A 21,514-nucleotide genomic window follows, 5' to 3' on the forward strand; every position below is an offset into this window, starting at 1 on the left:
TGCGCCTCAGATGCGAGTGCCGGGCACTACGCCCTGGGCGCGCAGGTTTTCCAGCAAGGCAATGCCCTGCGGCAGGATGGCCTCGCTGTCCACGCCTATGGCTTCGGCCAGGGTCTGCAGATGCTCCCGGCCGGAGCAGTCACGCTGCTGCAGGGATACGAGCAGCGCGTGGGCCAGGGGCGCCAGGCGCGAGAAGTGGACTTTCTTGTCGACACCACGCCGCGCCAGCAACAGGGTCGGCTGACCGGGGATGTCTTGCGGCATGAAGTTGGGAGAGATCTCGCTCACGGGCCATTGATAGGCCAGCGGCCAGGCGAGGTTCGACAGCACGGGAACGCCGTCGAGCAGGTTTCCCGCCGGGTCGTGGTCCTGCTCACCGCTGCCGCTGAGGAGCAGCGCGGCCTCTACCCATTCGTAATGGGCCAGTTCCGGCAACCAGGCAGGCAGCTCGAGCTCATCGGCGCCGCCCTCCTCCAGAAAGCTGACGAACTCCCCGGAGATTTCAGTGAACAGGGGCGTCTGGCAGCGGTAATCGGCAAAGAAGGTTTCCACCAGGGTCTGCCAGCGCTGGGGGCCGAGGCTGGCGCGAATGACCGGAAAGCAACCCGCGAGCAGCGACTCCACATTGCCGAAGAACAACCGGCGGTACACGGCCAGGCGGCGCGGTTCGATCCCCGGCGGCGGTGCGTTGTTCTGCGGGTCGCGTACATGGCGCGCCATGCTCATAAGCTGTTCATGCAGGACTTCATGCACGGCGCACCTCCGGCCACGAGATGACTGCCTGTTGGCGCGCCCGAATCTGCCCGACCTCACCCAACAGCTCCGCCAGCGGCGGGAAGTTGAAGTCACGCTCCAGCAAGGTCGGCAGCGCACCAAAGCGCTGGTAGGCCTGCTCCAGCAAGGACCAGACGCCTCTCTTCACGGTCGCGCCATGGGTGTCGATCTTCAGATCCGGCGCTTCGTCGTAGTGACCCGCCACATGCATGTAGACGACCCGCTCTGCCGGCAGAGCGGCCATGTACTCGGTGGCGTCGTAACCGTGGTTTATCGAGTTGACGAAGAGATTGTTGACGTCCAGAAGCAGGTCGCAGTCGGCCTCCTCCAGTACCGCGCGGAGGAAGTCGATCTCCTGCAATGCCTGGTAGGGCGCGGCGTAGTAGGAAATGTTCTCCACGGCGATGCGTCGCTCCAGGGAATCCTGGGCCTGACGGATGCGCGCGGCGACGTGGCGTACCGATTCGTCGGTAAAGGGCAGTGGCAGCAGGTCGTAGAGTTGACCGTCGTCCGAGCAGTAACTCAGGTGCTCACTGAAGAAGGCCACGTTGTGATCGTCGAGGAACTCGCGGATGCCTCGAAGCAGCTCGCGATCCAGTGGTGCCGGGCCGCCCAGGGACAATGAGAGGCCATGGCAGGCCAGCGGGAAGCGCTCGGCCAGCCGGGCCAGGGCGTCGCCATGCTGGCCGCCGACATTGATCCAGTTATCCGGCGTGCACTCGAGGAAATCCACGGCTCCGGCATCCATCGCCAGTAGTTCCGGCAACAGGGCACGGCGCAAGCCCAGGCCTGCGCCCTGGGGGAAGGAAGCGATGTTCATGGGCGTTCTCCCGAAGTTGAGGAACCTCCCCGGCGTCAGGCGCCGGGAGGGTTAATCAAGGCAGAGGATCAGCTCTTGGCCTTGCTCATCTTGGTGAACAGTTCGGTGGGGACTTTCTTGCCGTTGGAGAGGTACTGGTTGCTGCGGAACTTGTAGACCTCGCCCTCGGACAGGAAACCGTCCTTGTTGGTGTCCATTGCGGCGAATTCGCCACTGCCGTTCGGTGCTACAGCCAGAAGCTCCTTCAGCGAAACGAGGCCGTCGTCGTCGGTGTCGGTGCGAGCGAAGGAGGCATCGCCACATTTGCCCTCGCCACATTTGCCTTCGGCAGCCTTGGCGGCGCCTGCTTCCGCGCCACCGCATTTGCCTTCACCGCACTTACCCTCGGCGGCCTTGCTTCCAGTGGTTTCAGCACCACCACACTTGCCTTCACCGCATTTACCTTCGGCGGCCTTGTCGGCGGCGGCGAGCATGTAGCCCTGGGGCAGTGCCTCAACGGCAAATGCTGACGAGGCCATGTTCATGCCACCGGCCAGGGCGACAGCGATCAGGCCAATACGGGTCTTGTTCGAGAACTGGGTACGGGACATGGAGTTTCTCCGGATACATTGGCGCGATCAGTCGCGCGGGGCGTGCCACAAGGGCATTGGAACCCTGGAGCGAGGCGCCGCGGCTGACCTCGTTCGGGTTTGGCTATTTCGCCTCAGCCATGTATCCGCGACGTATCCGGAGAAAAAGCATTTGTAAGCGACTCGTCGTGGAAGAGGCCCGGATACATTGAGATACGTCCGGACCCCGCTTCAGGCTTTCACGTCACCCGTTGCGGGTCGTTCCAGCCTTCGATGAACCGTCTGGCGTTGTCGACGCAACTCACGCCTTCGGGCTTTTCCCTGATGTGCCGGATAAGGTCCTGCAAGCTGGCCTTGCTCTGGGCCAGCCTGCGTTCCATCGCTTCGATATCCTCGATTTTCTTGTGCAGCGCTTCCACCAGTTCTCCCTGCTTCCAGTCGCCCAGATCGACCGGGATCAGCCCACGTATTTCATCCAGCGAGAATCCCGCCGCCTGAGCCCCAGTGATGATCTCCAGGATCAGCAACGCCTCGGGCGGGTATTCGCGATAGCCGTTGGCCTTGCGCGCCACAGTCGTGAGCAACCCCTTGGATTCGTAGAAACGAATCCGCGATGCGGCAAGACCGCTGTGCCTGGAAAGATCGCCGATTTTCATGGTTAGCTCCGACCCGCTTGACATTAAAGTTAACTTTAAACTTAGCATCCTGGCTCCGCAAAGGAGGAGCTATCGATGAGCCTGTTCGAACCGCTTGCACTGCCCAACGGCACCCGGATCCCCAACCGTCTGGCCAAGGCGGCCATGGAAGAAAACATGGCCGACGGCGACCATGCCCCCTCCGAAGCGCTGCTGCGCCTCTATCAGCATTGGGCCGATGGCGGCGCCGGGCTGATCATCACCGGCAATGTGATGGTGGATGGCCGCGCCATGACCGGACCGGGCGGCGTGGTGCTGGAAACCGACAACCACCTCGAGCGCTTCCAGCGCTGGGCCGAGGTCGCCCGCTCTCGCGGCGCACAGGTCTGGATGCAGATAAACCATCCAGGTCGACAGACACCGGCTGCCCTGGGCCAGCCGACCCTGGCTCCGTCCGCCGTGCCCCTGGATCTGGGCAAGTTTTCCAACCAGTTCCGTGTGCCTCGGGAAATGTCCGAAGCGGATATCGAGGAGGTGCGCCAGCGCTTCGTCAATGCCGCTCAACTGGCTGAACGCAGCGGCTTCAACGGCGTTCAGATTCACGCCGCGCATGGTTACCTGCTGAGCCAGTTCCTCTCGCCGATCAGCAACAAGCGTCAGGATCGCTGGGGCGGCGCCGTGGAGAATCGCGCGCGCCTGCTGGTCGAGATTGTCCGGGGCGTTCGTAGCGCGGTTTCGCCAGGCTTCGTGGTGTCGGTGAAACTGAATTCGGCGGACTTCCAGCGCGGAGGCTTCAGCCCGGAAGATGCGCGCAGTGTGGTCGCCATGCTCAACGAACTGCAGGTGGACCTTGTCGAGCTATCCGGTGGCAGCTACGAGGCCCCGGCCATGCAGGGGCAGGCCCGCGATGGTCGCACCCTCGCCCGAGAGGCCTACTTCCTGGAATTCGCCGAAAGCATCACCGCGGTTGCGCGAATGCCGCTGATGGTCACCGGCGGTATCCGGCGTCGCGCCGTGGCCGAGAAAGTCATCCAGAGCGGCATCGCACTGGCGGGGATGGCCACCGCACTGTCGATCAATCCGAATCTTCCGCGGGAATGGTCGAACGGTGGCGACGACGCCCCTGCCCTGCGCCCCATCACCTGGAAGAACAAGACCCTCGGCGCCATGGCGAACATGGCCGTGGTCAAGTACCAGTTGCAGCGGCTGAGCAAGGGTCGCGTCACGCGACCTGAGGTTTCTCCGCTACTCGCCTTGCTGGGGCAACAGGTTTCGACCTCGGCGCGGACGCGGCGCTATCGCCGCTGGATCGCCGGGCGGAACTGACCGAACGCGCGGGCCATGGGTATTCCATGGCCCATGCTACGCAGTGCGCTGTCAGGCCTTGGCTGCCGCAAGGTAGCCACCCAGGCGTCGGCCCATCTCTTCGCCAAGCGCTTGCAAGCCGCTCATGGGGCGGACCATCACCTCGAAATCGACGATCTTGCCCTGCTCGTCGAAGCGGATCATGTCGATGCCTTTCAGGTTACGGCCATCGACGTGCGCGCTGAACTCCAGCACCACATTGAGTCCATCGGCGGTGGCCAGTTGACGGTGGTAGGTGAAGTCGTTGAACACCTTGAGCACGGTATTGAGGATGGTCGAGACCACCATCGGCCCCGGATAAGGTGTGTGCGCCATGGGCGAGCGAAATACCACGTTCTCCGCCAGCAACTCCGGCAGCGCGGAGAGATCCTGCCGCTCGACCATCTCATGCCAGCGTTGCAGCGAGGCGGCGGCCTGGGGATGCAGGTTCAATTCGGACATCGTCACTTCCTCTCGATTGTTCTTCTTCTGGAAGCCCGGCAGGCGCGAGGCAATGCGTCTGGCAGGCAGGGCGAAGAAGGACGATACGGCCCGAAAATACCAGGTTCAATGATCGAAAATGACAGGATTATGATCCAGCCGAACAACCTGCAACGCGCGGTTCAGTGAGTCACCCGCGTCACCAGGTAGCTCAACAATTGCGGTTCGTCATCTGGAGCGATCTCGTGCACCGTTCGCGCAAGCTCGCCCAGCACGGTTCGCCAGAACGCCAGGGCGCTTTCGTCCTGCCGGTAGAAGCGCACCAGCCAGTCGTTAGTCCCGCTCGTCAGGACCTGCGTGGCCACGGCGCGGCCTACACCCAGGCGCCGGTACTTCTTGAGGATGAACAGGTCCGCCAATTCGAGGGCATCGATTCCGGGTAGTTCGCTCCGCTCGATCAGCAGGAATCCGGCGATGAATCCGTCAACCAGGATCAGGTGGGCGCTCCACAGGGGCTCCTGCCAGTACCGCGCCAGGTGTTCCTCATGGATGTAGAAGCGGCCGTCGACATCCACGTCTTCCTGTTCCCAGTCCGAGGACTCGTAGGCGTAAAACTGATACAGGTTTCGGATCAGCTCCATGTGCTCAACGGCGGTTTCGACCAGCTCGACGGCGCCGCTCATGGCCACTCACCGTGGCAGGGTTTCAGATGGGATAGAAAGGCTTGAATCGACGGCATGGACAGCTCGGTGCAAGGAAAAAAGCGGCGCGTATTCTTGCAGAAGTCGAGGTGTGTTTGTGTAGGAGCAAGCTTGCTCGCGAACAGTTCCGAGCACGACCCTTCGCGAGCAAGCTCGCTCCTACAAATGCAAGTGTGTTCAGCCATTCTTCCTTCTAGCCGCCCCAGTTACTCCTCCAGCTTCAGGAGCGGTTGGCCTTTCTTCACGATATAGGTCGCCAGTTCCGATGCCTTGTCCTTTCCGACGTTCGTCGCGACATGGGCCGTGCCGGCGGGAATGAACAGGGACTCGCCCGCCTTGAGGATGACATTTGGACGGCCTTCCAGCTGGTACTCGAAGGTGCCGGAAATCACATGGGCAACTTCCGCGCCCGGATGGGAATGTCGAGGTGACGCGACGCCTGGCTCGAAGTCCACGAGAACCTGGATGGCTTCGTATCCGGGAACTTCCAGATCGTGGCGCGTGAGGTCCGTACGGTGGATGCCGTTCTGCCAACTGGCCTGGGGTTTGGCGTCATGTGCCTGGGCAAAACCAGCGATTGCCATCAGTGCCGCAGCGGTGGTGAGGGTTCGAATGTTCAGCATGGCAGTAGCCTCGGGGAGACAGGTTGGGGTGGCTTCACCCTATCCCCGGCATCTGCCGACGATGTGTCAGGACCCGGAGGGTTCTGCAAGCGCATGTATATGGCCGCGCGACTGACACACGCACATACAAAGCACCGACGGCTGCCAGGTCGAGATGGAAAATCGCCTGACTGCGCTCAAGCCAGCCGCTGTACCCACTCCCTCGGGCTGGCACCCACCTTGCGGCGGAAGGCCCTGGCCAGGGCGGATGGGCTCTCGTAGCCCACTTCATCGGCGATCAGCGCAATGGGCCGTCCTTCCCGGAGGCGCTTCTGGGCCAGACTCACACGCCAGCTCACCAGGTAATCCGCCGGGGTCATGCCCACCACCTCGCGGAACTGCGCGGCGAAGCTGGCACGGGACATGTTGGCGGCCAGCGCGAGATCGGCCACCGACCAGGGTTTGGCGGGAGCGTCGTGCATCAGGGTCATCGCCTTGGACAACCGAGGATTCGCCAGGCCCGCCAGCATGCCGCCGGAAAGCTGATTGCTGGCCATCAGGTGGCGCAGGAGCTGGATGACCATCAGTTCGAAGAGGCGGTCGAGCACGGCTTCACGCCCGCAATCGTCGCCAAAGGCCTCGCTGAACAGCCAGTCGATGGCACCAGCGATGCTCGGCACCGCGGACAGGGGCAACAACAGGTACTCCGGAAGCGCCCGCGATAACGGATTGTCGACCCCGCCATCGAACTCGATGGTGGCGCACACCAGTTCGGCGCCGTCTTCGTCGCTGGCGCTCACGCGGTGCGCCAGCGGGCGTCCCATCAGCATCAGGCTCGGCTCGTCGATCACCACACCTTCTCCATGGCTCGAACCCAGCGTCACCCGCCCGGCGCGCAGCAAGTGCACATAGCCGCGCGGCACGTCGCCCGGATAGGCCGCAACACCACAAAAGCCACCGCTGTAGAAGGTCGAGGCATGCAGGCTGAAGTTGCTCAGTAGGGACGACAGTCTGTCCACGTGTTTCACCCTCAGATTTAGACGATCTGCCGCATAAATTGGACTATTTGAACCCACTTTGACAGGCAGCTCCATAGCATTCATTGCAGGCTTGAACGCTGAGCCCTATCCCAATCCGATGGAGAACCACCATGAGCCAGGTGACCATGTACACCACCGGTTACTGCCCCTACTGCAGGAACGCCAAGGCCCTGCTGGCGCGCCGGGGCGTTACCGCGACCGAGATCGATGTCGAGTCCGACCCGCGTTTGCGGGCAGAGATGCTGGAAAGGACCGGGCGTCGAACGGTGCCGCAGATCTTCATTGGCGAGCGCCATGTGGGCGGATTCGATGACCTGGCGGCGCTGGAGCGCCAGGGAGAACTGGCTGCCTTGCTCGCTTGAACGACAACCGCGCAGGTGGCTCGATGCCACCCGCGCGATCGGTCTTGCTGCTTGTCAGCCCAACTGATCGATCATCACCGTGTTGGTGTACACCAGGCTTCCGTCGCTCTCGCGGTGGCCCACGAGGTGGAACAAACCGCGGTCGTCGTCCTTGCTGAGAAAGACGCGGAACTGCAGATCCGAGAGCGAACCGCACTCGCTGGGCGTGACCAGTTCCATGTGCTCCATTTCAGCATCGATCATCACTTCGGGCTCATGGGTTTTCTGCAGGCGCTCTTCCGCTTCCTCAAGCAGCAGATGGTCAGCGTCGTTGACGTGAAAGTGCAGATCTCCCATCGGAATGGACCTTTCCACGCCCTGGGGTTTGCACCAGCTCTTGATGGTCAATGTATTCATCTAGCAACCCTCCTGACTTGTGCGTTGCCACGCCAGCTGTTCAATCAGCAGTTTAGACAAGCCCGATCGTCGAGAAGCGTCAGTCATCGCCCGATGCCGCGCGCCACAAGGGTTACAGGCGTTCGACAGGAAATCCGGATGCTATAATTTTCAAGTGAAAGAACCCTGAATTTTCAACCAGGGCTCATTGATAACCATCGGGAATAAATCCATCGATTGCGGGAGGCGAACGACCACTTCGAACCATAATCCGGAGGTGAGTCATGAACAGGCACTACTACATCAGCAACAACCTCGACGATCTGGAAACCCTCGAGTCCGAGCTCGAGGCCAATGGCATCAATACCGAACAGATCCATGTGCTGAGCGACAAGGATGCCGATGTCGAACAGCATCATCTCCATGATGTGAATTCCTTCATGAAGCAGGATGTCGTCCACTCCGGCGAGATTGGCGCTGCGATTGGCGTGCCTCTGGCAGCGCTGGTGTTGCTAGGTGCCTGGCTTGCGGGCTGGACCGATACGCCGGCGGGCTGGGTCCCCTTCGTATTCCTTGCGGTGGTCGTACTCGGTTTCTGCATCTGGGAAGGCGGTTTCTTCGGTATCCAGGTACCCAACGCTCACTTCCGCAATCTGAAGGAGAAGGTCCGGGAAGGTGAACATATCTTCTTCGTCGACGTGGACCCGGATCAGGAATCCGTACTCGACCGAGTCATCAATCACCATCCGCAGCTGCGCCTGGCCGGCACAGGTTCCGCATCGCCACACTGGATAGTTTCCTGGCTGCATCGCTGGCATCAGTTCAAACGGACCATCTAGGGCGCCCTCTCCCCCTCTCTCTGCGGGGAGAGGGGGGTATGCCGAAGGATTCATTCGCGGAACTGGGCCTCACCGCGAATCGTTGGGTTTCGCTTCGCTCTACCACAACCTACAAAGCAGGTCGTGCCGTTGTAGGGCGAATTCATTCGCCAAGCAGGACGTAGTCCTGCAGTAGGTTGGTACGAGGAACGAGGCCCAGCATTGCAGGGCTGGTGGATAGAAGCAGCGCTATCCAACCTGCGCGCCATAGAAAGGCTCGGCGTCGTAAGTATCCCCTCGGTGCGCATCGCGCACCCTGCTTCTGGGCCAGAGATTTCGGCTCAACGAGCACTACTGCCCCAGGAACGTTCCCCGCGTGAGGAACACGTAATCCGCCTCGGCAGCCATCAACCCCACCAGTACCAGCAGGCACAAGGGTGGCACCAGGATGGCGTAGACCAGCGCCAGGCGTTCCCATGCCATGTGCATGAAGATCGAGACGATCAGCCCCGCCTTCAACAGCATCAGGATGAGGATCATCGACCAACGGAAGACGCCGACGAAGTGGAAGTAGTCCACCAGGTAGGACAGGGTGCTGAGGATGAACAGCAGCCCCCATATCTTTAGGTACAGGCTGATCGGATGTTGTTGACCCTGTGCGTGCGCCATCTCATTTCTCCCCTGCTCTACCACAGGTAGAAGAACGCGAAGATGAAGACCCAGACCAGATCCACGAAGTGCCAGTAGAGGCCGGCGATCTCGACGATCTGGTAGTTCCCGCGTTGCTCGTAGTCCCCACGCAGCACCTTGAATGCCACGGTACAGAGATAGATGACACCCACCGACACGTGCAGCCCGTGGAAGCCGGTGATCATGAAGAAGCTGGCGCCGAACTGCGCCGCACCCATGGGGTTGCCCCAGGGCCGCACCCCTTCGGAAATGAGCTTGCTCCACTCGAACGCCTGCATGCCGACGAAGGTGGCGCCACAGGCAGCGGTGGCCAGCATCAAGGCAGCGCAACGTACCCGCTCGTGGCGATAGGCGAAGTTCACCGCCATTGCCATGGTGCCGCTGCTGCTGATCAGCACAAAGGTCATGATGGCGATAAGGATCAAGGGAATGCTCGTACCACCGATGGTCAGGGCGAAGACTTCGCTCGGATTGGGCCAGGTGGCGGTCGTGCTCATGCGCACCGACATGTAGCCAGTCAGGAAGCAGGTGAAGATGAAGGTGTCGCTGAGCAGGAAGATCCACATCATCGCCTTGCCCCAGGGCACCTGCTTGAAGGCATCGCGATCCGAGGACCAATCGCTGGCTATGGCGCGCCAGGTACTGGGGGCCGGGCTCTCCCTTGAACTGGCCATGGCTTCACCTCAGCCCGCAGAAGGCCGCTATGGCCTGGTAGGTTTCCGGGGAACTGGTGAGCAACGCGAAAAGCACCAGCCACAACCCCAGCAGGTAGTGCCAGTAGAAGGCGCACAACGCCATGCCGGTCCGCAGCCGATCACTCGGACCTGCGCGCATGCGAACGCCAACCATCGCCCAGGCCACCAATCCGCCGGCCAGGTGCACGCCGTGCAGGCCGGTCAGGAGATAGAAGAAGCTGTTGGCCGGGTTGCCCGAGACCAGGTAACCCCAGGCAGTGAACTGCTGCCAGACCCAGAGCTGGCCAACGAGAAAGGCCACGGCAAAGACGCCCCCCAGCAGGAAGGCCAGGGCCGCAGTGCTTGCCTGGCTGCGCTCCCCCGCCACCTTGGCCCATTGCAGGCAACCGCTGCCGAGTGCCAGCAGAGCCGTATTCACCCAGAGCATCCAGGGATGGGCCAACGGCGCCAGTGGATCGGTCAGCGGGCGCCAGTCCGACACTTGGGAACGCGTGATGAAGGCCAACAGGAACAGCAGGAACAGTGCAGTCACCACGCCGAGGAACACCGCCAGGCCAACCTTTGCGGTCCGGTCACGATCCTGGATCGGCGCCTCGGGTCCGGGGCTGTCGCCTGGTCTCCAGCCGCCGGGTTCGCCATCTTCAGCGTGTTTCCAGAGCTGCGTACTCATGGCCGTTTCTCCACTGGTGCCGGATTGCCGTTCGCTTCGCGCATGCGCTGCAGCTCTTCTTCCGAAACGGTTTGCGGGACGAAGTCCTGCTCCACACCTGGAACGCTGTAGTCATAAGCCCAGCGGTGCACCACAGGGAGTTTCTCCCGCCAGTTGCCATGCACCGGCGGCGTATCCGGGGTCTGCCATTCGAGGCTCGCGGCCTTCCATGGATTACCACCCGCCGGCCGTCCCTTGAAGGTGCTCCAAGCCAGGTTGATCAGGAACAGCAACTGCGCCACGCCCACGATCAGCGCCGCCACGGTGATGAAGGCATTCAACTGCTGGGCCGAATGCGGGATGAACTCGTAGTTCGGGTATGCGTAGTAACGGCGCGGCATGCCGAGGAACCCGAGATAGTGCATGGGGAAATAGATGGCATAGGTACCGAGGAAAGTGATCCAGAAATGCAGCTTGCCGAGCGTGTCGTTGAGCATCCGCCCGGTGACTTTCGGGAACCAGTGGTAGATCGAACCAAACACCACAAGTATTGGTGCCACGCCCATGACCATGTGGAAGTGCGCCACCACGAAATAGGTGTCCGAGAGCGGGATGTCGACGATCACGTTGCCGAGGAACAGTCCGGTCAGGCCGCCCACCAGGAAGGTGACGATGAAGGCCAGGGCGAAGAGCATCGGCACCGTCAGGTGGATGTCCCCATGCCAGAGGGTCAGGGTCCAGTTGTAGACCTTGAGGGCGGTAGGCACGGCGATCACCAGGGTGGTGACGGCGAAGAAAAAGCCGAAGTACGGATTCATCCCGCTGACGTACATGTGGTGGGCCCAGACCACGAAGCTCAGCACGCCGATGGCAACGATGGCCCAGACCATCATGCGGTAGCCGAAGATGTTCTTCCGCGCGTGTGTGCTGATCAGGTCCGAAACCAGGCCGAAGGCCGGCAGCGCGACGATGTACACCTCTGGGTGGCCGAAGAACCAGAACAGGTGCTGGAAGAGGATCGGGCTGCCGCCCTGGTGGTCCAGTTGCTGCCCCATGGAAATCAGCGCCGGCATGAAGAAACTGGTACCCAGCAGACGGTCGAAGAGCATCATCACCGCGCTGACGAACAGCGCCGGGAAGGCCAGCAGCGCCAGGATCGACGCCATGAAGATGCCCCACACCGAGAGCGGCATGCGGAACAGTGTCATGCCGTGGGTACGTGCCTGCAGCACGGTGGTGACATAGTTCAGGCCGCCCATGGTGGCGGCAACGATGAAGATCGCCAGGGATACCAGCATCAGCACGATGCCCCACTCCATGCCCGGCGTACCCTGGGTTATGGCCTGGGGTGGATAGAGTGTCCAGCCCGCCCCGGTCGGTCCGCCCGGAACGAAGAAGCTGGCCAGCAGGACCAGTACCGAGAGCAGGTAGAACCAGTAGCTGAGCATGTTGACGTAGGGAAAGACCATGTCCCGCGCGCCCACCATCAGCGGGATGAGGTAATTGCCGAAGCCGCCGAGGAAGAGTGCCGTCAGCAGGTAGATCACCATGATCATCCCGTGCATGGTCATGGCCTGGTAGTAAGTGCTCGGGTCCATGAATTCCAGGCTGCCGGGGAAGCCGATCTGCATGCGCATGAGCCCAGACAGCACCAGGGCGATCAGGCCGACGAAAATCGCGGTCAGGGAATACTGGACGGCAATGACCTTGTGGTCCTGGCTCCAGATGTAGCGCGTGAAGAAGCTCGTCGGCTCGTGTAGCGCCTCGGCTTCGGCATGCTCGACGTGGGCCATTGCAAGCCCTCCGTAACGCAACGGGTCCGTCCGGTTCTACGGCGCCTGTTCCTGCTTCGCGGCGTCGGGATTGGCCCTGGACTTGATGAACGCGATGATCGCTTCCAGTTCAGGGTCGCTCGGGGTGAAGGCCGGCATCACCGGCGGATACCCCTTGACCACGGCCACCGCGGGCTGGAGCACCGACGCCTTGAGGTAGGCCTCATCCACTTTTACCTGGCTACCATCGGCCAGGGTTTCGGTCTTGCCGTAGAGCCCTTGCCATCCGGGTCCCACGCCCTGGCTGCCATCGATGGTATGGCAGGCCAGGCAACCGAGGGACTCGGCCAGTTGCCGGCCCTGCTCTGTTGCATCGCTTGCTGCTCCCGGAGCGTTCTGCTGCTGTTGACCGGCGGCGCTCAGCGACTGGATGAACGCGATCAGGGCGGCCAGCTCATCCTGGTTGAAAGTATAGGGCACCATCACTGGCGGATAGCCTTGCACCAGGCGGGCCTTGGGATCGAGGATGGACTCCTTCAGGTAGGCGTCGTCCACCTTCGCGCTGCTGCCGTCCACCAGTTTTTCGTCGCGGCCGTACAGATCCTTCCAACCCGGTCCGAGACTGGCACTGCCGTCCTGGCTGTGGCAGGCGCGGCAACCGTGGGATTCCGCCAACTGGCGGCCCTTCTCGATCAGGCTGCCTGGGCTTGGCTTGCTGGCAGTGGCCAGGGTCTGGGCGAAGGTGGGCTGGGCGGCCAGCCACTGGTCGAAGGCCGCGACCGGCTCGACGAACATCATCCCGCGCATGTTGAAGTGCCCTACCCCACAGAACTCCGCGCAGAGGATCTCGTACTTGCCGGCCACCGTAGGGGTGAACCAGAAGTGCGACACCATGCCGGGGACCATGTCCATCTTTCCGCGTATCTGCGGGATATAGAAATTGTGCAGCACGTCCTTCGAGCGCAGCAGGACCTTCACCGGACGGTCCAGTGGCAGGCGCACCTCGTTGTTCTTGATCAGCACGTCGTCCTGGCCAAGCGGGTCCTGCGGGTCCAGCCCCAGCGGGTTGCCGGCATTGACCCATTTCACGTCAGCGCGGCCGAGCTGGCCATCCTGGCCGGGAAAACGGAAAGCCCACTGCCATTGCTGGGCGATCACCTCGAGCGGGTAGGCATCCTTGGGCACCTGGACGAAGTCGCTGTACACCACCAGCCCCGGCGCGAGCATGCCCATGATGCCGATGGACGTGACGATGGTGAGCCACCACTCCAGCTTGCGGCTCTCTGGCTCGTACTTCGCACGCCGGCCTTCGCGGTGACGGAAGCGGATGATCGCCACCGCCATGAAGCCGACGATGGCGACGAAGAACACGCCGGTGATGAGCAGCGTGATGAGCAGCGTGGTGTCGATGGAACCCCAGTTGGAGGCAGCCGGGGTCAGGTGCCAGGGCGCCAGGAGGTGGAACAGCACGGACGCGACAACGATGATGATCAGGATGATTGCTATCGCCATGTTCCCGTCGCCTCGTTCCTGATGCTCGTGCGCGGTCGTGCGTGCGACGGTCATCGGCTGTACAGCAGAATCACATTCTGGCTTCCGGCATGACCGGAAGCTCGGCCTCTGTTCCCCCAGTGGCAGATTTCGTGGCAAGTATAGTCGCTGGTTGCAGGCTGCCCTGCTCCCCACAAACGCCGATCCCGCGCGGCACGGAATTACACTTCGGCAGCGATGGATGAAGCCGAGAACTCATGGCTTTCATCCACCGGAAGACCGTTCATACCTTTTTCAGAAAAGAGGCTTGCTCATGGAGAACGATCGTTCTACCATCTTTCACATGGACAGCAAATCAACTACCGATGTCAGAGATAAACTTCTCGAAACCGCCGAAGACCTGATTTACAGAAACGGTATCAATGCCACTGGCATGGACCTTCTGGTCAAGACTTCCGGGGTTGCGCGCAAGAGTATCTACAAATACTTCGGAACCAAGGACGAATTGGTAGCAGAGGTATTGAGGCAGCGTGACGAGCGCTGGATGAACTGGTTCAGAAACGAGGTCGAAAAGGCCGAGACGCCCGAAGCGCAGCTGCTGCAGATATTCAGCGTGCTCAAGGGCTGGTTCGAGTCGGACGGCTTCAGGGGCTGCGCCTTCATCAATACCGCAGGTGAAACGGGTAACCCTCAAGACCCCGTTCGCCTGGTTGCCAAAGAGCACAAAGAAAAGTTGCTCGGTTTCGTACTCGGGATTTGCCAGCAATATGGAGCCGTCGACGCGGACGCCCTGGCCAGGCAGTTTCTAGTCCTGATCGACGGCGCCATTACCGTTGCCCATGTACTCGGTGATAACAACTCGGCAGACAACGCACGGCAAGTTGCGCAAACGCTTCTGGGTAAATAGGAAGTCATCGTTCGGGCAACTTCAAACTTTGAACCTCTATTTGAATTGGAGACTTTCCATGTCCTCTAACGCTGAAGTTCGTCCGCCGCTTCCCCCTTTCACCCGCGAGTCGGCCATTCTCAAAGTCCGCCTGGCCGAGGATGGCTGGAACAGCCGCGATCCGGAGAAGGTCTCGCTGGCGTACACCCTGGATACCAAGTGGCGCAACCGCGCCGAATTCGCCTTCAACCGCGCCGACGCCAAGGCCTTCCTCACTCGCAAATGGGCCAAGGAACACGAGTACCGCCTGATCAAGGAACTCTGGGCCCACTCCGACACCCGCATTGCCGTGCGCTATGCCTACGAGTGGCATGACGATTCCGGAAACTGGTTCCGTTCCTACGGCAACGAGAACTGGGAGTTCGACGAGAACGGGCTGATGTTCAACCGCTACGCCTGCATCAACGACCTGCCGATCAAGGAGTCCGAGCGTAAGTTCCGCTGGCCCCTGGGCCGTCGCCCTGACGATCACCCGGGACTGTCCGAACTGGGGCTGTGACCGCAATCCCGGACTGGGATTTCCCGTTCGCAAGCCTATGTCCCCAATGCGTGGCGCCGAAGGTGCGCCACGTTCTTTCATCGACCCTATCTATGCAGCCCCCACTCAAACAGCCACCCCACAGCAACATCGATAGACCGCACTGATTGATCGGTCATCATCAGCGATTGGACGTAAGGGCTGGCACCGCCTTAGCTTTCGCCACACGTACTTCACTGGTGCCCGGTACTCCGATGATCGTCCGCCCGAAACCCAACCTGCTCGACATCCTCACCACCCTCAAGGGCTCGATCGCGCGCCACATCGCGCTGCGCACAGTGATGATCACCCTGCTCGCCTGCCTCATCGTCGTAGTCGAAAACCTGCATCCCGACTGGTTCATCAAGGTCAACGCCATGCCCTTCACCCTGCTGGGGCTGTCGTTGTCGATCTTCATGAGCTTTCGCAACAACGCCTGTTATGACCGCTGGTGGGAGGCGCGCAAGGCATGGGGCCAGGTCATCATCGAAGTTCGCTCGTTCATCCGGCAGAGCGTGACCATTCCCGATGCAGCACTGCGCGAGACGCTGCTGCGCGAGCTTTGTGGTTTCGCCCATGCCCTCAACGCCCGGTTACGGGACGAGGACGAACGGCAGGCGGCACGTCCCTGGCTGAGCGGCCCCTCCGAAGCCTACGGCCTCAATCCAAGCGACGGCATCCTGCGGCATATCGGCAGCGAATGCGCCCGACTGGCCAGTCGCGGCGAGATCAACGAATGGCGCTACACCCTGCTTGAAGCCCGGCTGACTGGTCTTGGCACGGCGCAAGCCACCTGCGAACGGATCAAGGGCACGCCCCTGCCCTTCCCCTACACCCTCTTGCTGCACCGCACGAGCTACATCTTCTGCCTGCTGCTGCCCTTTGCCATGGCTGGGCCCCTGGGCTGGCTGGCACCCATCATCACCATCTTCGTTGCCTACACCTTCTTCGGCCTGGATGCCATCGGCGACCAGCTCGAAGACCCCTTCGGCCGTGACGAAAATGACCTGGCGACCGACGCCATGGTGCGCACCCTGGAGCGGGAGATTCTCGATGCCCTGGGCCAGCGTGAGCTGCCGCCGGCACCGACGCCGCAGGACTACGTCCTCACCTGACGACGGTCAGGGCGCCACATAGGGCTCGATGAACCGGCAACCGAGCAACTCATCCAGGCGCTTGCCATCGCTCAGGCGACGAAACAGCCCCGGCGTCATCCAGGGGGCATATCCATCCACATTGGGCGCACCGAGTCCGGCCTCCAGGTCCGGGATCAGCAGCGTGCGGGTCTCGAAGGAAATCCTCGTGAGTCCGCTGCTGTTGCCCACTCCGGCATGGGCATGGGCACCCGAGAAGGCAATCAGCTCCCCCGGCTCCAGCAAAACCGGCGCACCTTCTTCCGGCAGTTGTTCGAGCAGATGGGGAATCGCCTCATCCGCATCCACCGAATTGCGTCCGTTGCTATGGGAACGCTGAAGAATTGCCTGCATGTCGAACTCCGCACTGGTGTTGGGCAGCGACTGACGCCACAGACGCGGATAGATCGCAAAGGTTCGCTCGGCCGAAATCGGGTAGATCGGCGCCCACCAGTTGGTCTGGCCGTAGAGGTTCGAGCCCCAGGTGTCCCGGTGGAACGCGATCGTTGCCGTGGTGCGTGAGCGCGGAGCGACTTCACCGGGTTGCTGATGTGGCTGGAAGCGCAAATGCAGCCGATCGCAGGCAAGATGCTCGACCTCGAAGCCCAGCCCCTCCAGCAGATCGCGCCAGAGCGTTTGCACCTCCGTCGAACGGATGAACTCCTGCTGGCACTGCGCAAAGCATTGGGTTTGCCGAGCGTGGGAAAGATGCAGATGGATGTGCTCCGGGCGGTGGGGATACAGGCGCGCCTCCAGCAGGTCGCGAGAGAGGGCCACCAACTGCTCCATGGCGGCCTGCCCGCTGAAGCGGAGAATGTCTCCGGCGTAAATGCGCGACTGGAATCCGCGCGGCTCGAAAGGCGTCGCGAGCGAGCTGTACATGATCGAAGGATTTCCTGGGTGGCTGGAACCCGACTCTAGGAGTCAGCCGCGCCCGGCAACAGCGGCAGAAGGCTGCACAAAATACAGATCAGCCCGGCGCGGCTGATTAAACTCCTCACGGCACCTTCACACCTGTAGCGTTGTCGCGGATTTCTGGCGGTACCGATGCCGCCATTGCGTTTACTGAACCTATGACTTCGCTGAATCCACTTCGAGGAGAGATGACATGGACCTGGGAATCACAGGGCGCTGGGCAATCGTCTGCGCCGCCAGCAAGGGGCTCGGCAAGGGTTGCGCGGCAGCCCTGGCTCGCGAAGGCGTCAACCTGGTAATCAACGCCCGTGGCCAGGACGCGCTGGAGGCCGCAGCCAAAGAACTGCGGACTCAAAATCCGGGGATCGAAGTACGCAGCGTAGCTGGCGACGTCGCCCTGCCCGAGGTGCGCCAGGCTCTGCTCGATGCCTGTCCGCAGGTGGACATACTGGTGAACAACGCGGGTGGACCACCCCCTGGCGACTTCCGTGACTGGAGCCGCGAAGACTGGCTGAAGGCGCTTGACGCCAACATGCTCGCCCCCATCGAGTTGATCAAGGCAACCGTGGACGACATGGCGGCGCGCGGCTTCGGTCGCGTGGTCAACATCACGTCCGGGGCGGTGAAGGCCCCAATCGATGTACTCGGCCTGTCCAATGGCGCTCGCAGCGGGCTGACCGGCTTCATCGCCGGCCTGGCGCGCCAACAGAGGTTGGCCGGGTGCAATGTGACGCTGAACAACCTGCTGCCCGGCGCCTTCGATACCGAGCGCCTGCAGAAGACCCTGAAGGCCTCAGCCAATGGCGCCAACAGCCTGGAGGAAGTCGCGGAGAGACGTCGCCGCGCCATTCCAGCCGGACGCTTCGGAAGCCCGGAAGAATTCGGCGCCTTCTGCGCGTTCATTTGCAGCGTTCATGGCGGCTACCTCACCGGCCAGAACCTGCTGCTCGACGGCGGTGCCTATCCGGGCACCTTCTAAGCGTTCCCGACCGACAATCGCCGACGACAAGAAAAGGCACCCTGTAGAGGGTGCCTGATAGCAGAACCTGGAAAGTGATCAACCTTCTAGGGTTTGCTTCAACGCTGCGAGTCCCCCCTTGTAGATCTCTTCGAACATCGCTTCGGCTTCCGCCTCACTGATGCCATCGGGCGTGAAGGAACCGAACCACTCGACTTTGCTGCCATGGCCATTGGCGAGTACACGCAAGGTGGCCTGGTAATCGCGAACCGGAGCTGGGCCCTGGAGGATGGTGTAGGTGTAGCTGCGTTCACTTTCGCTGAAAGCCAGCAGGCGTTCGATGATGGTCTTGCCTTCGATGCTCTGCAGCGTGCGGATGCGACCACCTTCGCTCAGAGCGCTCTTGGGAATGTACGGCAGCCAGTCAGGCAGTGAATCGAAGCCACCAATCAGTTGCCAGACCTGATCGGCGCTGACGTGAAGGTCTATGGAGGCGTAGGCGTTGCTCATGGACTTATCTCCCGGGGCGCTGGCCCCTGAAATCGATCGAGAATTTTTGGAGCCAGGCCCGGCTGACCGCAGGGCCTGGCGAGGTGCTTAGTTGGCAGGTACCGGTGCCTGGGCCGCGATCAGGCCCTGCTCGCGCAGCGCTTGCCAGAAGGCCGCCGGAATCGAGGCCGACAGGGCGGCATGATCCTCATTGGCGTGCAGCACCCGGGTGGAACCAGGAATCACCGCCACCACAGCAGGGTTTGCCAAGGCAAATTGCAGGGCGGCTGCCTTGATGTCGACACCATGATGCTGCGCCACGTGGCGGATGCGTTCGAGCTTGGCCAGAACCGGAGCCTGCGCCTTCTGGTACTCGAAATGCTCACCACCGGCAGTCACGCCGGAGCTGTAAGGGCCACCGACCACGATCCCGACGCCTTGCGCAGCCGCCGCCGGCATCACCCGTTGCAGTGCACGCTCGTGATCCAGCAACGAATAGCGACCGGCAAGGAGGAAGCCATCGGGTTGCGGCTCTTCGAGGTCGAGAGTGAGTTCGATGGGTTCGACACGGTTAACACCCAGGCCCCAGGCTTTGATCACACCCTCTTCCCGCAATCGGGTCAGGACTCGGAAGGCACCTTTGCGCGCAGTCTCGAAGCGCTCGAGCCACTCATCGCCGTAGAAGTCCTGGGCGATGTCATGGATCCAGACGATATCCAGGCGGTCTGTCTGCAGGCGCTTGAGGCTTCCTTCGATGGCACGCAGGGTGCCATCGGCTGTGTAGTCGTTGACGATGCGGTTCTTGTTGCCGTGCTCGAACAGCCCGCTCTTTTCACCCAGTTCGCGGCTGGCCGGGTCCTCCAGTTCGTCGAGGATGATGCGGCCAACCTTGCTGCTCAGCACATATTGATCACGCGGGCGACCGGCCAGGGCGGCGCCCAGGCGGGATTCGGAGAGGCCGGCGCCGTAAAACGGTGCCGTGTCGAAGTAGCGCACACCGTTGTTCCAGGCAGCATCGACGGTGGCCTTGACCTCTTCCTCGGTCACTGCGCGGAACATGTTGCCCAGCGGAGCAGTACCGAAGCCAAGGGGATGAGTGATCAGAGACTTGAGGTTCATGGGGCTTCTCCTGATTCAGTGGTTGAAGGAGTCGGTTCGTTCTCCTGTGGGCTCATCCTATGGGCAGCCACATGAGACCGTCCAAGTCATAATTCGACACAGTTGAGACCTGCGAGGTCTTTCGCCTTCAGAACGCGACTGCGCGGCGCCGTTATCCGGACGGGCCGCGCAGCCAAGGCATGAAACGGAGTCAGGAACCCGGACGCGCGCCCCGTTCAGGTGCGCTCCCGGTAGTCGATCAAGCTGGAGAAGAGCGCCAGCAGCGCCGCCATCACCACGAAGAAGATCAGGGCGAGGAAGTAGGAGCCACTGAACTCCACGATAAGACCGATCAGGATGGGCACTACAACACCGGCCATGTTTCCACAGAAGTTCATGGTGCCGGCCAGCACGCCGGTTTTCGCCGGGCCGCCGATGATCGCGGGCAGGCACCAGTACATGCCGCACCACCGGATGAAGAACATCGCCACACAGAGCAGACCGATCACCAGCGGCGCGCTCGAAACGTAAGCCGCCCCCAGGATGCAGGCAGCTGCCACCAGGGCCGAGCCGCTGAACATGCTGCGCATCACCAGGTTCGGCGAGGCACCAGCGGACTTCCAGCGATCGCCGATCCAGCCGCCGATCAGCTCACCCACGAAGCCGCACATGAAGATCAGGAACGTCGCGCCACCCATCGCCGAGATGTCCAGGCCGTGGGCCTTGTGCAGGTAGCTCGGCATCCAGGTCAGCAGCCCGTAGAAGACGCTGAGAACACAGCTGTATCCCGCGAACATGGCGAGAATGGAGCGATCCTTGAGCAACACGCGCAGGGGTGGGTTGTGTTCACGACGCCCACGCTGGGCATTGGCGTTGGCCGAAGTGATGTGCTCCAGCTCGGCCTCGTTGACGCCAGCATGCTCGCTCGGATGATTGCGGATGTACTTCCACGCCAGGACCCCGGCGAGGACGGTGCCGACGCCTGCCACCACAAAGGCCATCCGCCAGGAGCCCAGCCAGGCGATCAGTCCGGAAATGATGATGGCGCCCAGGGCGCTTCCCAACGGCGCGCCGCCATCCACCAGGACTGCACCTCGACCGCGCTCGTTCGGGGTTAGCCAGGCGCCATTGAGCTTGGCGCCCGCCGGCATGATCGGTGATTCGGCAACGCCCAGGCCGATACGCGTGGCCAGTAGCACCAGCCAGTTATGCGACGCCGCGCCCAGGGCCTGGAACAGCCCCCAGGCAACGGTAGCGACGCCGATGATCCCGCGGGTCTGGTAGCGGTCCAGCAGCAGGCCGCCGGGAATCTGCATCAACGCATAGGACCAGAAGAATGCGCTTAGCAGCAGACCTTCCATGGCCGGCGAGAGATTGAACTCAGGAGCGATCAGCGGCAGGGCCACCGACAACGACGCCCGGTCGATGTAGTTGATGGCAGTGAGCAGCAGCATGATCAGGAAGATGCGCCAGCGCACGTTGGTGGGCCGGAGTGCATCCACCGCTTGCACGGAAATCGCTTCAGGGGACGGTGTTTTCATGGTTCGTCTCATTTTTGTGATTGTCGGGTCGAGAAAGGTCACACCAGCCCACTGGAACGGAGTGGCTAGTCAGCGCGAAAGAGGAATGGAGGAGTGGGCGGAACAACTTTTTAATTCACAAAGCCGTCCCTGCCTAATG

General features: G+C 61.8%; 25 protein-coding genes. 7 read left to right on the forward strand and 18 right to left on the reverse strand.

Features of this window, described 5'->3' with window-relative positions:
• Window positions 1–6 precede the first annotated feature (6 nt).
• From E8E75_RS04630 to E8E75_RS04645, 4 genes are all read right to left on the reverse strand, one after another.
• On the reverse strand, window positions 7–753 hold the full coding sequence (locus tag E8E75_RS04630) for a putative DNA-binding domain-containing protein (protein WP_280358170.1): 747 nt from the start codon (window positions 751–753) through the stop codon (window positions 7–9).
• Window positions 746–1,594: a DUF692 domain-containing protein gene (locus E8E75_RS04635; protein ID WP_120651175.1), complete on the reverse strand. Its 849-nt coding sequence runs from the start codon at window positions 1,592–1,594 to the stop codon at window positions 746–748. The genes E8E75_RS04630 and E8E75_RS04635 overlap by 8 nt, the downstream gene beginning before the upstream one ends.
• Window positions 1,595–1,662: 68 nt before the next feature.
• Window positions 1,663–2,184, reverse strand: a complete 522-nt coding sequence (locus E8E75_RS04640) for a hypothetical protein (RefSeq protein WP_120651176.1) — start codon at window positions 2,182–2,184, stop codon at window positions 1,663–1,665.
• Between the two features lie 218 nt (window positions 2,185–2,402).
• Window positions 2,403–2,819: a MerR family transcriptional regulator gene (locus E8E75_RS04645; protein ID WP_120651177.1), complete on the reverse strand. Its 417-nt coding sequence runs from the start codon at window positions 2,817–2,819 to the stop codon at window positions 2,403–2,405.
• Between the two features lie 75 nt (window positions 2,820–2,894).
• Here E8E75_RS04645 and E8E75_RS04650 point away from each other — a divergent pair, with 75 nt between their 5' ends.
• Window positions 2,895–4,124 (forward strand): NADH:flavin oxidoreductase/NADH oxidase family protein, encoded by a 1,230-nt coding sequence (locus tag E8E75_RS04650; RefSeq protein ID WP_120651178.1) that lies wholly within the window; start codon window positions 2,895–2,897, stop codon window positions 4,122–4,124.
• Between the two features lie 51 nt (window positions 4,125–4,175).
• Here the strand turns inward: E8E75_RS04650 and E8E75_RS04655 are convergent, their stop codons facing one another.
• The 4 genes from E8E75_RS04655 to E8E75_RS04670 form a co-directional block, all read right to left on the reverse strand.
• Complete coding sequence (locus tag E8E75_RS04655) at window positions 4,176–4,604, reverse strand: nuclear transport factor 2 family protein (protein ID WP_120651179.1); 429 nt, start codon at window positions 4,602–4,604, stop codon at window positions 4,176–4,178.
• A gap of 161 nt (window positions 4,605–4,765) precedes the next feature.
• Window positions 4,766–5,266 (reverse strand): GNAT family N-acetyltransferase, encoded by a 501-nt coding sequence (locus E8E75_RS04660; RefSeq protein ID WP_120651180.1) that lies wholly within the window; start codon window positions 5,264–5,266, stop codon window positions 4,766–4,768.
• 224 nt (window positions 5,267–5,490) lie between these two features.
• Window positions 5,491–5,907, reverse strand: a complete 417-nt coding sequence (locus E8E75_RS04665) for a cupin domain-containing protein (RefSeq protein ID WP_120651181.1) — start codon at window positions 5,905–5,907, stop codon at window positions 5,491–5,493.
• Window positions 5,908–6,083: 176 nt separating this feature from the next.
• Window positions 6,084–6,905 carry an AraC family transcriptional regulator gene (locus E8E75_RS04670; protein ID WP_174235576.1) on the reverse strand — a complete coding sequence of 274 codons (822 nt, stop codon included), beginning with the start codon at window positions 6,903–6,905 and terminating at the stop codon, window positions 6,084–6,086.
• 131 nt (window positions 6,906–7,036) lie between these two features.
• Between E8E75_RS04670 and grxC the strand changes: the two genes are divergently transcribed.
• The gene (gene grxC / locus E8E75_RS04675; RefSeq protein WP_120651183.1) at window positions 7,037–7,288 is read left to right on the forward strand and encodes a glutaredoxin 3; all 252 of its coding nucleotides are present in this window, start codon (window positions 7,037–7,039) and stop codon (window positions 7,286–7,288) included.
• 54 nt (window positions 7,289–7,342) lie between these two features.
• On the opposite strand, the gene E8E75_RS04680 is transcribed toward grxC, so the two are convergent.
• A complete protein-coding gene (locus E8E75_RS04680) occupies window positions 7,343–7,684 on the reverse strand; it encodes a hypothetical protein (RefSeq protein WP_120651184.1) in 342 nt (113 codons plus the stop codon).
• Between the two features lie 263 nt (window positions 7,685–7,947).
• Here E8E75_RS04680 and E8E75_RS04685 point away from each other — a divergent pair, with 263 nt between their 5' ends.
• Window positions 7,948–8,502, forward strand: a complete 555-nt coding sequence (locus E8E75_RS04685) for a magnesium transporter (RefSeq protein ID WP_120651185.1) — start codon at window positions 7,948–7,950, stop codon at window positions 8,500–8,502.
• Window positions 8,503–8,832: 330 nt separating this feature from the next.
• Here E8E75_RS04685 and E8E75_RS04690 read toward each other — a convergent pair whose 3' ends face one another.
• From E8E75_RS04690 to E8E75_RS04710, 5 genes are read right to left on the reverse strand one after another with little or no spacing between them, the layout of a single operon-like run.
• Window positions 8,833–9,150, reverse strand: a complete 318-nt coding sequence (locus E8E75_RS04690; RefSeq protein WP_120651186.1) for a cytochrome C oxidase subunit IV family protein — start codon at window positions 9,148–9,150, stop codon at window positions 8,833–8,835.
• 17 nt (window positions 9,151–9,167) lie between these two features.
• A complete protein-coding gene (locus E8E75_RS04695) occupies window positions 9,168–9,845 on the reverse strand; it encodes a heme-copper oxidase subunit III family protein (protein ID WP_280358178.1) in 678 nt (225 codons plus the stop codon).
• A gap of 4 nt (window positions 9,846–9,849) precedes the next feature.
• A complete protein-coding gene (locus E8E75_RS04700; protein ID WP_153919750.1) occupies window positions 9,850–10,536 on the reverse strand; it encodes a cytochrome c oxidase subunit 3 in 687 nt (228 codons plus the stop codon).
• Window positions 10,533–12,308 (reverse strand): cytochrome c oxidase subunit I, encoded by a 1,776-nt coding sequence (gene ctaD / locus E8E75_RS04705; protein ID WP_120651189.1) that lies wholly within the window; start codon window positions 12,306–12,308, stop codon window positions 10,533–10,535. The genes E8E75_RS04700 and ctaD overlap by 4 nt, the downstream gene beginning before the upstream one ends.
• Window positions 12,309–12,344: 36 nt before the next feature.
• The gene (locus E8E75_RS04710; RefSeq protein ID WP_280358180.1) at window positions 12,345–13,799 is read right to left on the reverse strand and encodes a c-type cytochrome; all 1,455 of its coding nucleotides are present in this window, start codon (window positions 13,797–13,799) and stop codon (window positions 12,345–12,347) included.
• A gap of 292 nt (window positions 13,800–14,091) precedes the next feature.
• Between E8E75_RS04710 and E8E75_RS04715 the strand changes: the two genes are divergently transcribed.
• The 3 genes from E8E75_RS04715 to E8E75_RS04725 all read left to right on the forward strand — a co-directional run bounded on the left by E8E75_RS04715 (window position 14,092) and on the right by E8E75_RS04725 (window position 16,356).
• On the forward strand, window positions 14,092–14,685 hold the full coding sequence (locus E8E75_RS04715) for a TetR/AcrR family transcriptional regulator (protein WP_280358183.1): 594 nt from the start codon (window positions 14,092–14,094) through the stop codon (window positions 14,683–14,685).
• 58 nt (window positions 14,686–14,743) lie between these two features.
• A complete protein-coding gene (locus E8E75_RS04720) occupies window positions 14,744–15,223 on the forward strand; it encodes a nuclear transport factor 2 family protein (RefSeq protein WP_120651191.1) in 480 nt (159 codons plus the stop codon).
• A 233-nt stretch (window positions 15,224–15,456) separates the two neighbouring features.
• The gene (locus E8E75_RS04725) at window positions 15,457–16,356 is read left to right on the forward strand and encodes a bestrophin family protein (protein WP_120651192.1); all 900 of its coding nucleotides are present in this window, start codon (window positions 15,457–15,459) and stop codon (window positions 16,354–16,356) included.
• Window positions 16,357–16,362: 6 nt separating this feature from the next.
• On the opposite strand, the gene E8E75_RS04730 is transcribed toward E8E75_RS04725, so the two are convergent.
• Window positions 16,363–17,256, reverse strand: coding sequence for a hypothetical protein (locus E8E75_RS04730; RefSeq protein WP_120651193.1), 894 nt, complete (start codon window positions 17,254–17,256; stop codon window positions 16,363–16,365).
• 226 nt (window positions 17,257–17,482) lie between these two features.
• Between E8E75_RS04730 and E8E75_RS04735 the strand changes: the two genes are divergently transcribed.
• Window positions 17,483–18,268, forward strand: coding sequence for an SDR family oxidoreductase (locus tag E8E75_RS04735; RefSeq protein ID WP_120651194.1), 786 nt, complete (start codon window positions 17,483–17,485; stop codon window positions 18,266–18,268).
• Window positions 18,269–18,346: 78 nt separating this feature from the next.
• Here E8E75_RS04735 and E8E75_RS04740 read toward each other — a convergent pair whose 3' ends face one another.
• The 3 genes from E8E75_RS04740 to E8E75_RS04750 all read right to left on the reverse strand — a co-directional run bounded on the left by E8E75_RS04740 (window position 18,347) and on the right by E8E75_RS04750 (window position 21,375).
• Window positions 18,347–18,757: an SRPBCC family protein gene (locus E8E75_RS04740; protein WP_120651195.1), complete on the reverse strand. Its 411-nt coding sequence runs from the start codon at window positions 18,755–18,757 to the stop codon at window positions 18,347–18,349.
• A gap of 87 nt (window positions 18,758–18,844) precedes the next feature.
• The gene (locus E8E75_RS04745) at window positions 18,845–19,855 is read right to left on the reverse strand and encodes an aldo/keto reductase (protein WP_153919735.1); all 1,011 of its coding nucleotides are present in this window, start codon (window positions 19,853–19,855) and stop codon (window positions 18,845–18,847) included.
• A 215-nt stretch (window positions 19,856–20,070) separates the two neighbouring features.
• A complete protein-coding gene (locus tag E8E75_RS04750; RefSeq protein WP_120651197.1) occupies window positions 20,071–21,375 on the reverse strand; it encodes an MFS transporter in 1,305 nt (434 codons plus the stop codon).
• Window positions 21,376–21,514: the final 139 nt, after the last annotated feature.

It is taken from the genome of Pseudomonas sp. BN606 (assembly GCF_029873115.1).
Lineage (GTDB): Bacteria > Pseudomonadota > Gammaproteobacteria > Pseudomonadales > Pseudomonadaceae > Metapseudomonas.

Bases quoted from the DNA above. Each gene is read 5' to 3' on its own strand.
- E8E75_RS04635 (WP_120651175.1), bottom strand. From the start codon at position 1,594: ATGAACATCGCTTCCTTCCCCCAGGGCGCAGGCCTGGGCTTGCGCCGT.
- E8E75_RS04640 (WP_120651176.1), bottom strand. From the start codon at position 2,184: ATGTCCCGTACCCAGTTCTCGAACAAGACCCGTATTGGCCTGATCGCT.
- E8E75_RS04645 (WP_120651177.1), bottom strand. From the start codon at position 2,819: ATGAAAATCGGCGATCTTTCCAGGCACAGCGGTCTTGCCGCATCGCGG.
- E8E75_RS04650 (WP_120651178.1), top strand. From the start codon at position 2,895: ATGAGCCTGTTCGAACCGCTTGCACTGCCCAACGGCACCCGGATCCCC.
- E8E75_RS04655 (WP_120651179.1), bottom strand. From the start codon at position 4,604: ATGTCCGAATTGAACCTGCATCCCCAGGCCGCCGCCTCGCTGCAACGC.
- E8E75_RS04660 (WP_120651180.1), bottom strand. From the start codon at position 5,266: ATGAGCGGCGCCGTCGAGCTGGTCGAAACCGCCGTTGAGCACATGGAG.
- E8E75_RS04665 (WP_120651181.1), bottom strand. From the start codon at position 5,907: ATGCTGAACATTCGAACCCTCACCACCGCTGCGGCACTGATGGCAATC.
- grxC (WP_120651183.1), top strand. From the start codon at position 7,037: ATGAGCCAGGTGACCATGTACACCACCGGTTACTGCCCCTACTGCAGG.
- E8E75_RS04680 (WP_120651184.1), bottom strand. From the start codon at position 7,684: ATGAATACATTGACCATCAAGAGCTGGTGCAAACCCCAGGGCGTGGAA.
- E8E75_RS04685 (WP_120651185.1), top strand. From the start codon at position 7,948: ATGAACAGGCACTACTACATCAGCAACAACCTCGACGATCTGGAAACC.
- E8E75_RS04690 (WP_120651186.1), bottom strand. From the start codon at position 9,150: ATGGCGCACGCACAGGGTCAACAACATCCGATCAGCCTGTACCTAAAG.
- E8E75_RS04695 (WP_280358178.1), bottom strand. From the start codon at position 9,845: ATGGCCAGTTCAAGGGAGAGCCCGGCCCCCAGTACCTGGCGCGCCATA.
- E8E75_RS04700 (WP_153919750.1), bottom strand. From the start codon at position 10,536: ATGAGTACGCAGCTCTGGAAACACGCTGAAGATGGCGAACCCGGCGGC.
- ctaD (WP_120651189.1), bottom strand. From the start codon at position 12,308: ATGGCCCACGTCGAGCATGCCGAAGCCGAGGCGCTACACGAGCCGACG.
- E8E75_RS04710 (WP_280358180.1), bottom strand. From the start codon at position 13,799: ATGGCGATAGCAATCATCCTGATCATCATCGTTGTCGCGTCCGTGCTG.
- E8E75_RS04715 (WP_280358183.1), top strand. From the start codon at position 14,092: ATGGAGAACGATCGTTCTACCATCTTTCACATGGACAGCAAATCAACT.
- E8E75_RS04720 (WP_120651191.1), top strand. From the start codon at position 14,744: ATGTCCTCTAACGCTGAAGTTCGTCCGCCGCTTCCCCCTTTCACCCGC.
- E8E75_RS04725 (WP_120651192.1), top strand. From the start codon at position 15,457: ATGATCGTCCGCCCGAAACCCAACCTGCTCGACATCCTCACCACCCTC.
- E8E75_RS04730 (WP_120651193.1), bottom strand. From the start codon at position 17,256: ATGTACAGCTCGCTCGCGACGCCTTTCGAGCCGCGCGGATTCCAGTCG.
- E8E75_RS04735 (WP_120651194.1), top strand. From the start codon at position 17,483: ATGGACCTGGGAATCACAGGGCGCTGGGCAATCGTCTGCGCCGCCAGC.
- E8E75_RS04740 (WP_120651195.1), bottom strand. From the start codon at position 18,757: ATGAGCAACGCCTACGCCTCCATAGACCTTCACGTCAGCGCCGATCAG.
- E8E75_RS04745 (WP_153919735.1), bottom strand. From the start codon at position 19,855: ATGAACCTCAAGTCTCTGATCACTCATCCCCTTGGCTTCGGTACTGCT.
- E8E75_RS04750 (WP_120651197.1), bottom strand. From the start codon at position 21,375: ATGAAAACACCGTCCCCTGAAGCGATTTCCGTGCAAGCGGTGGATGCA.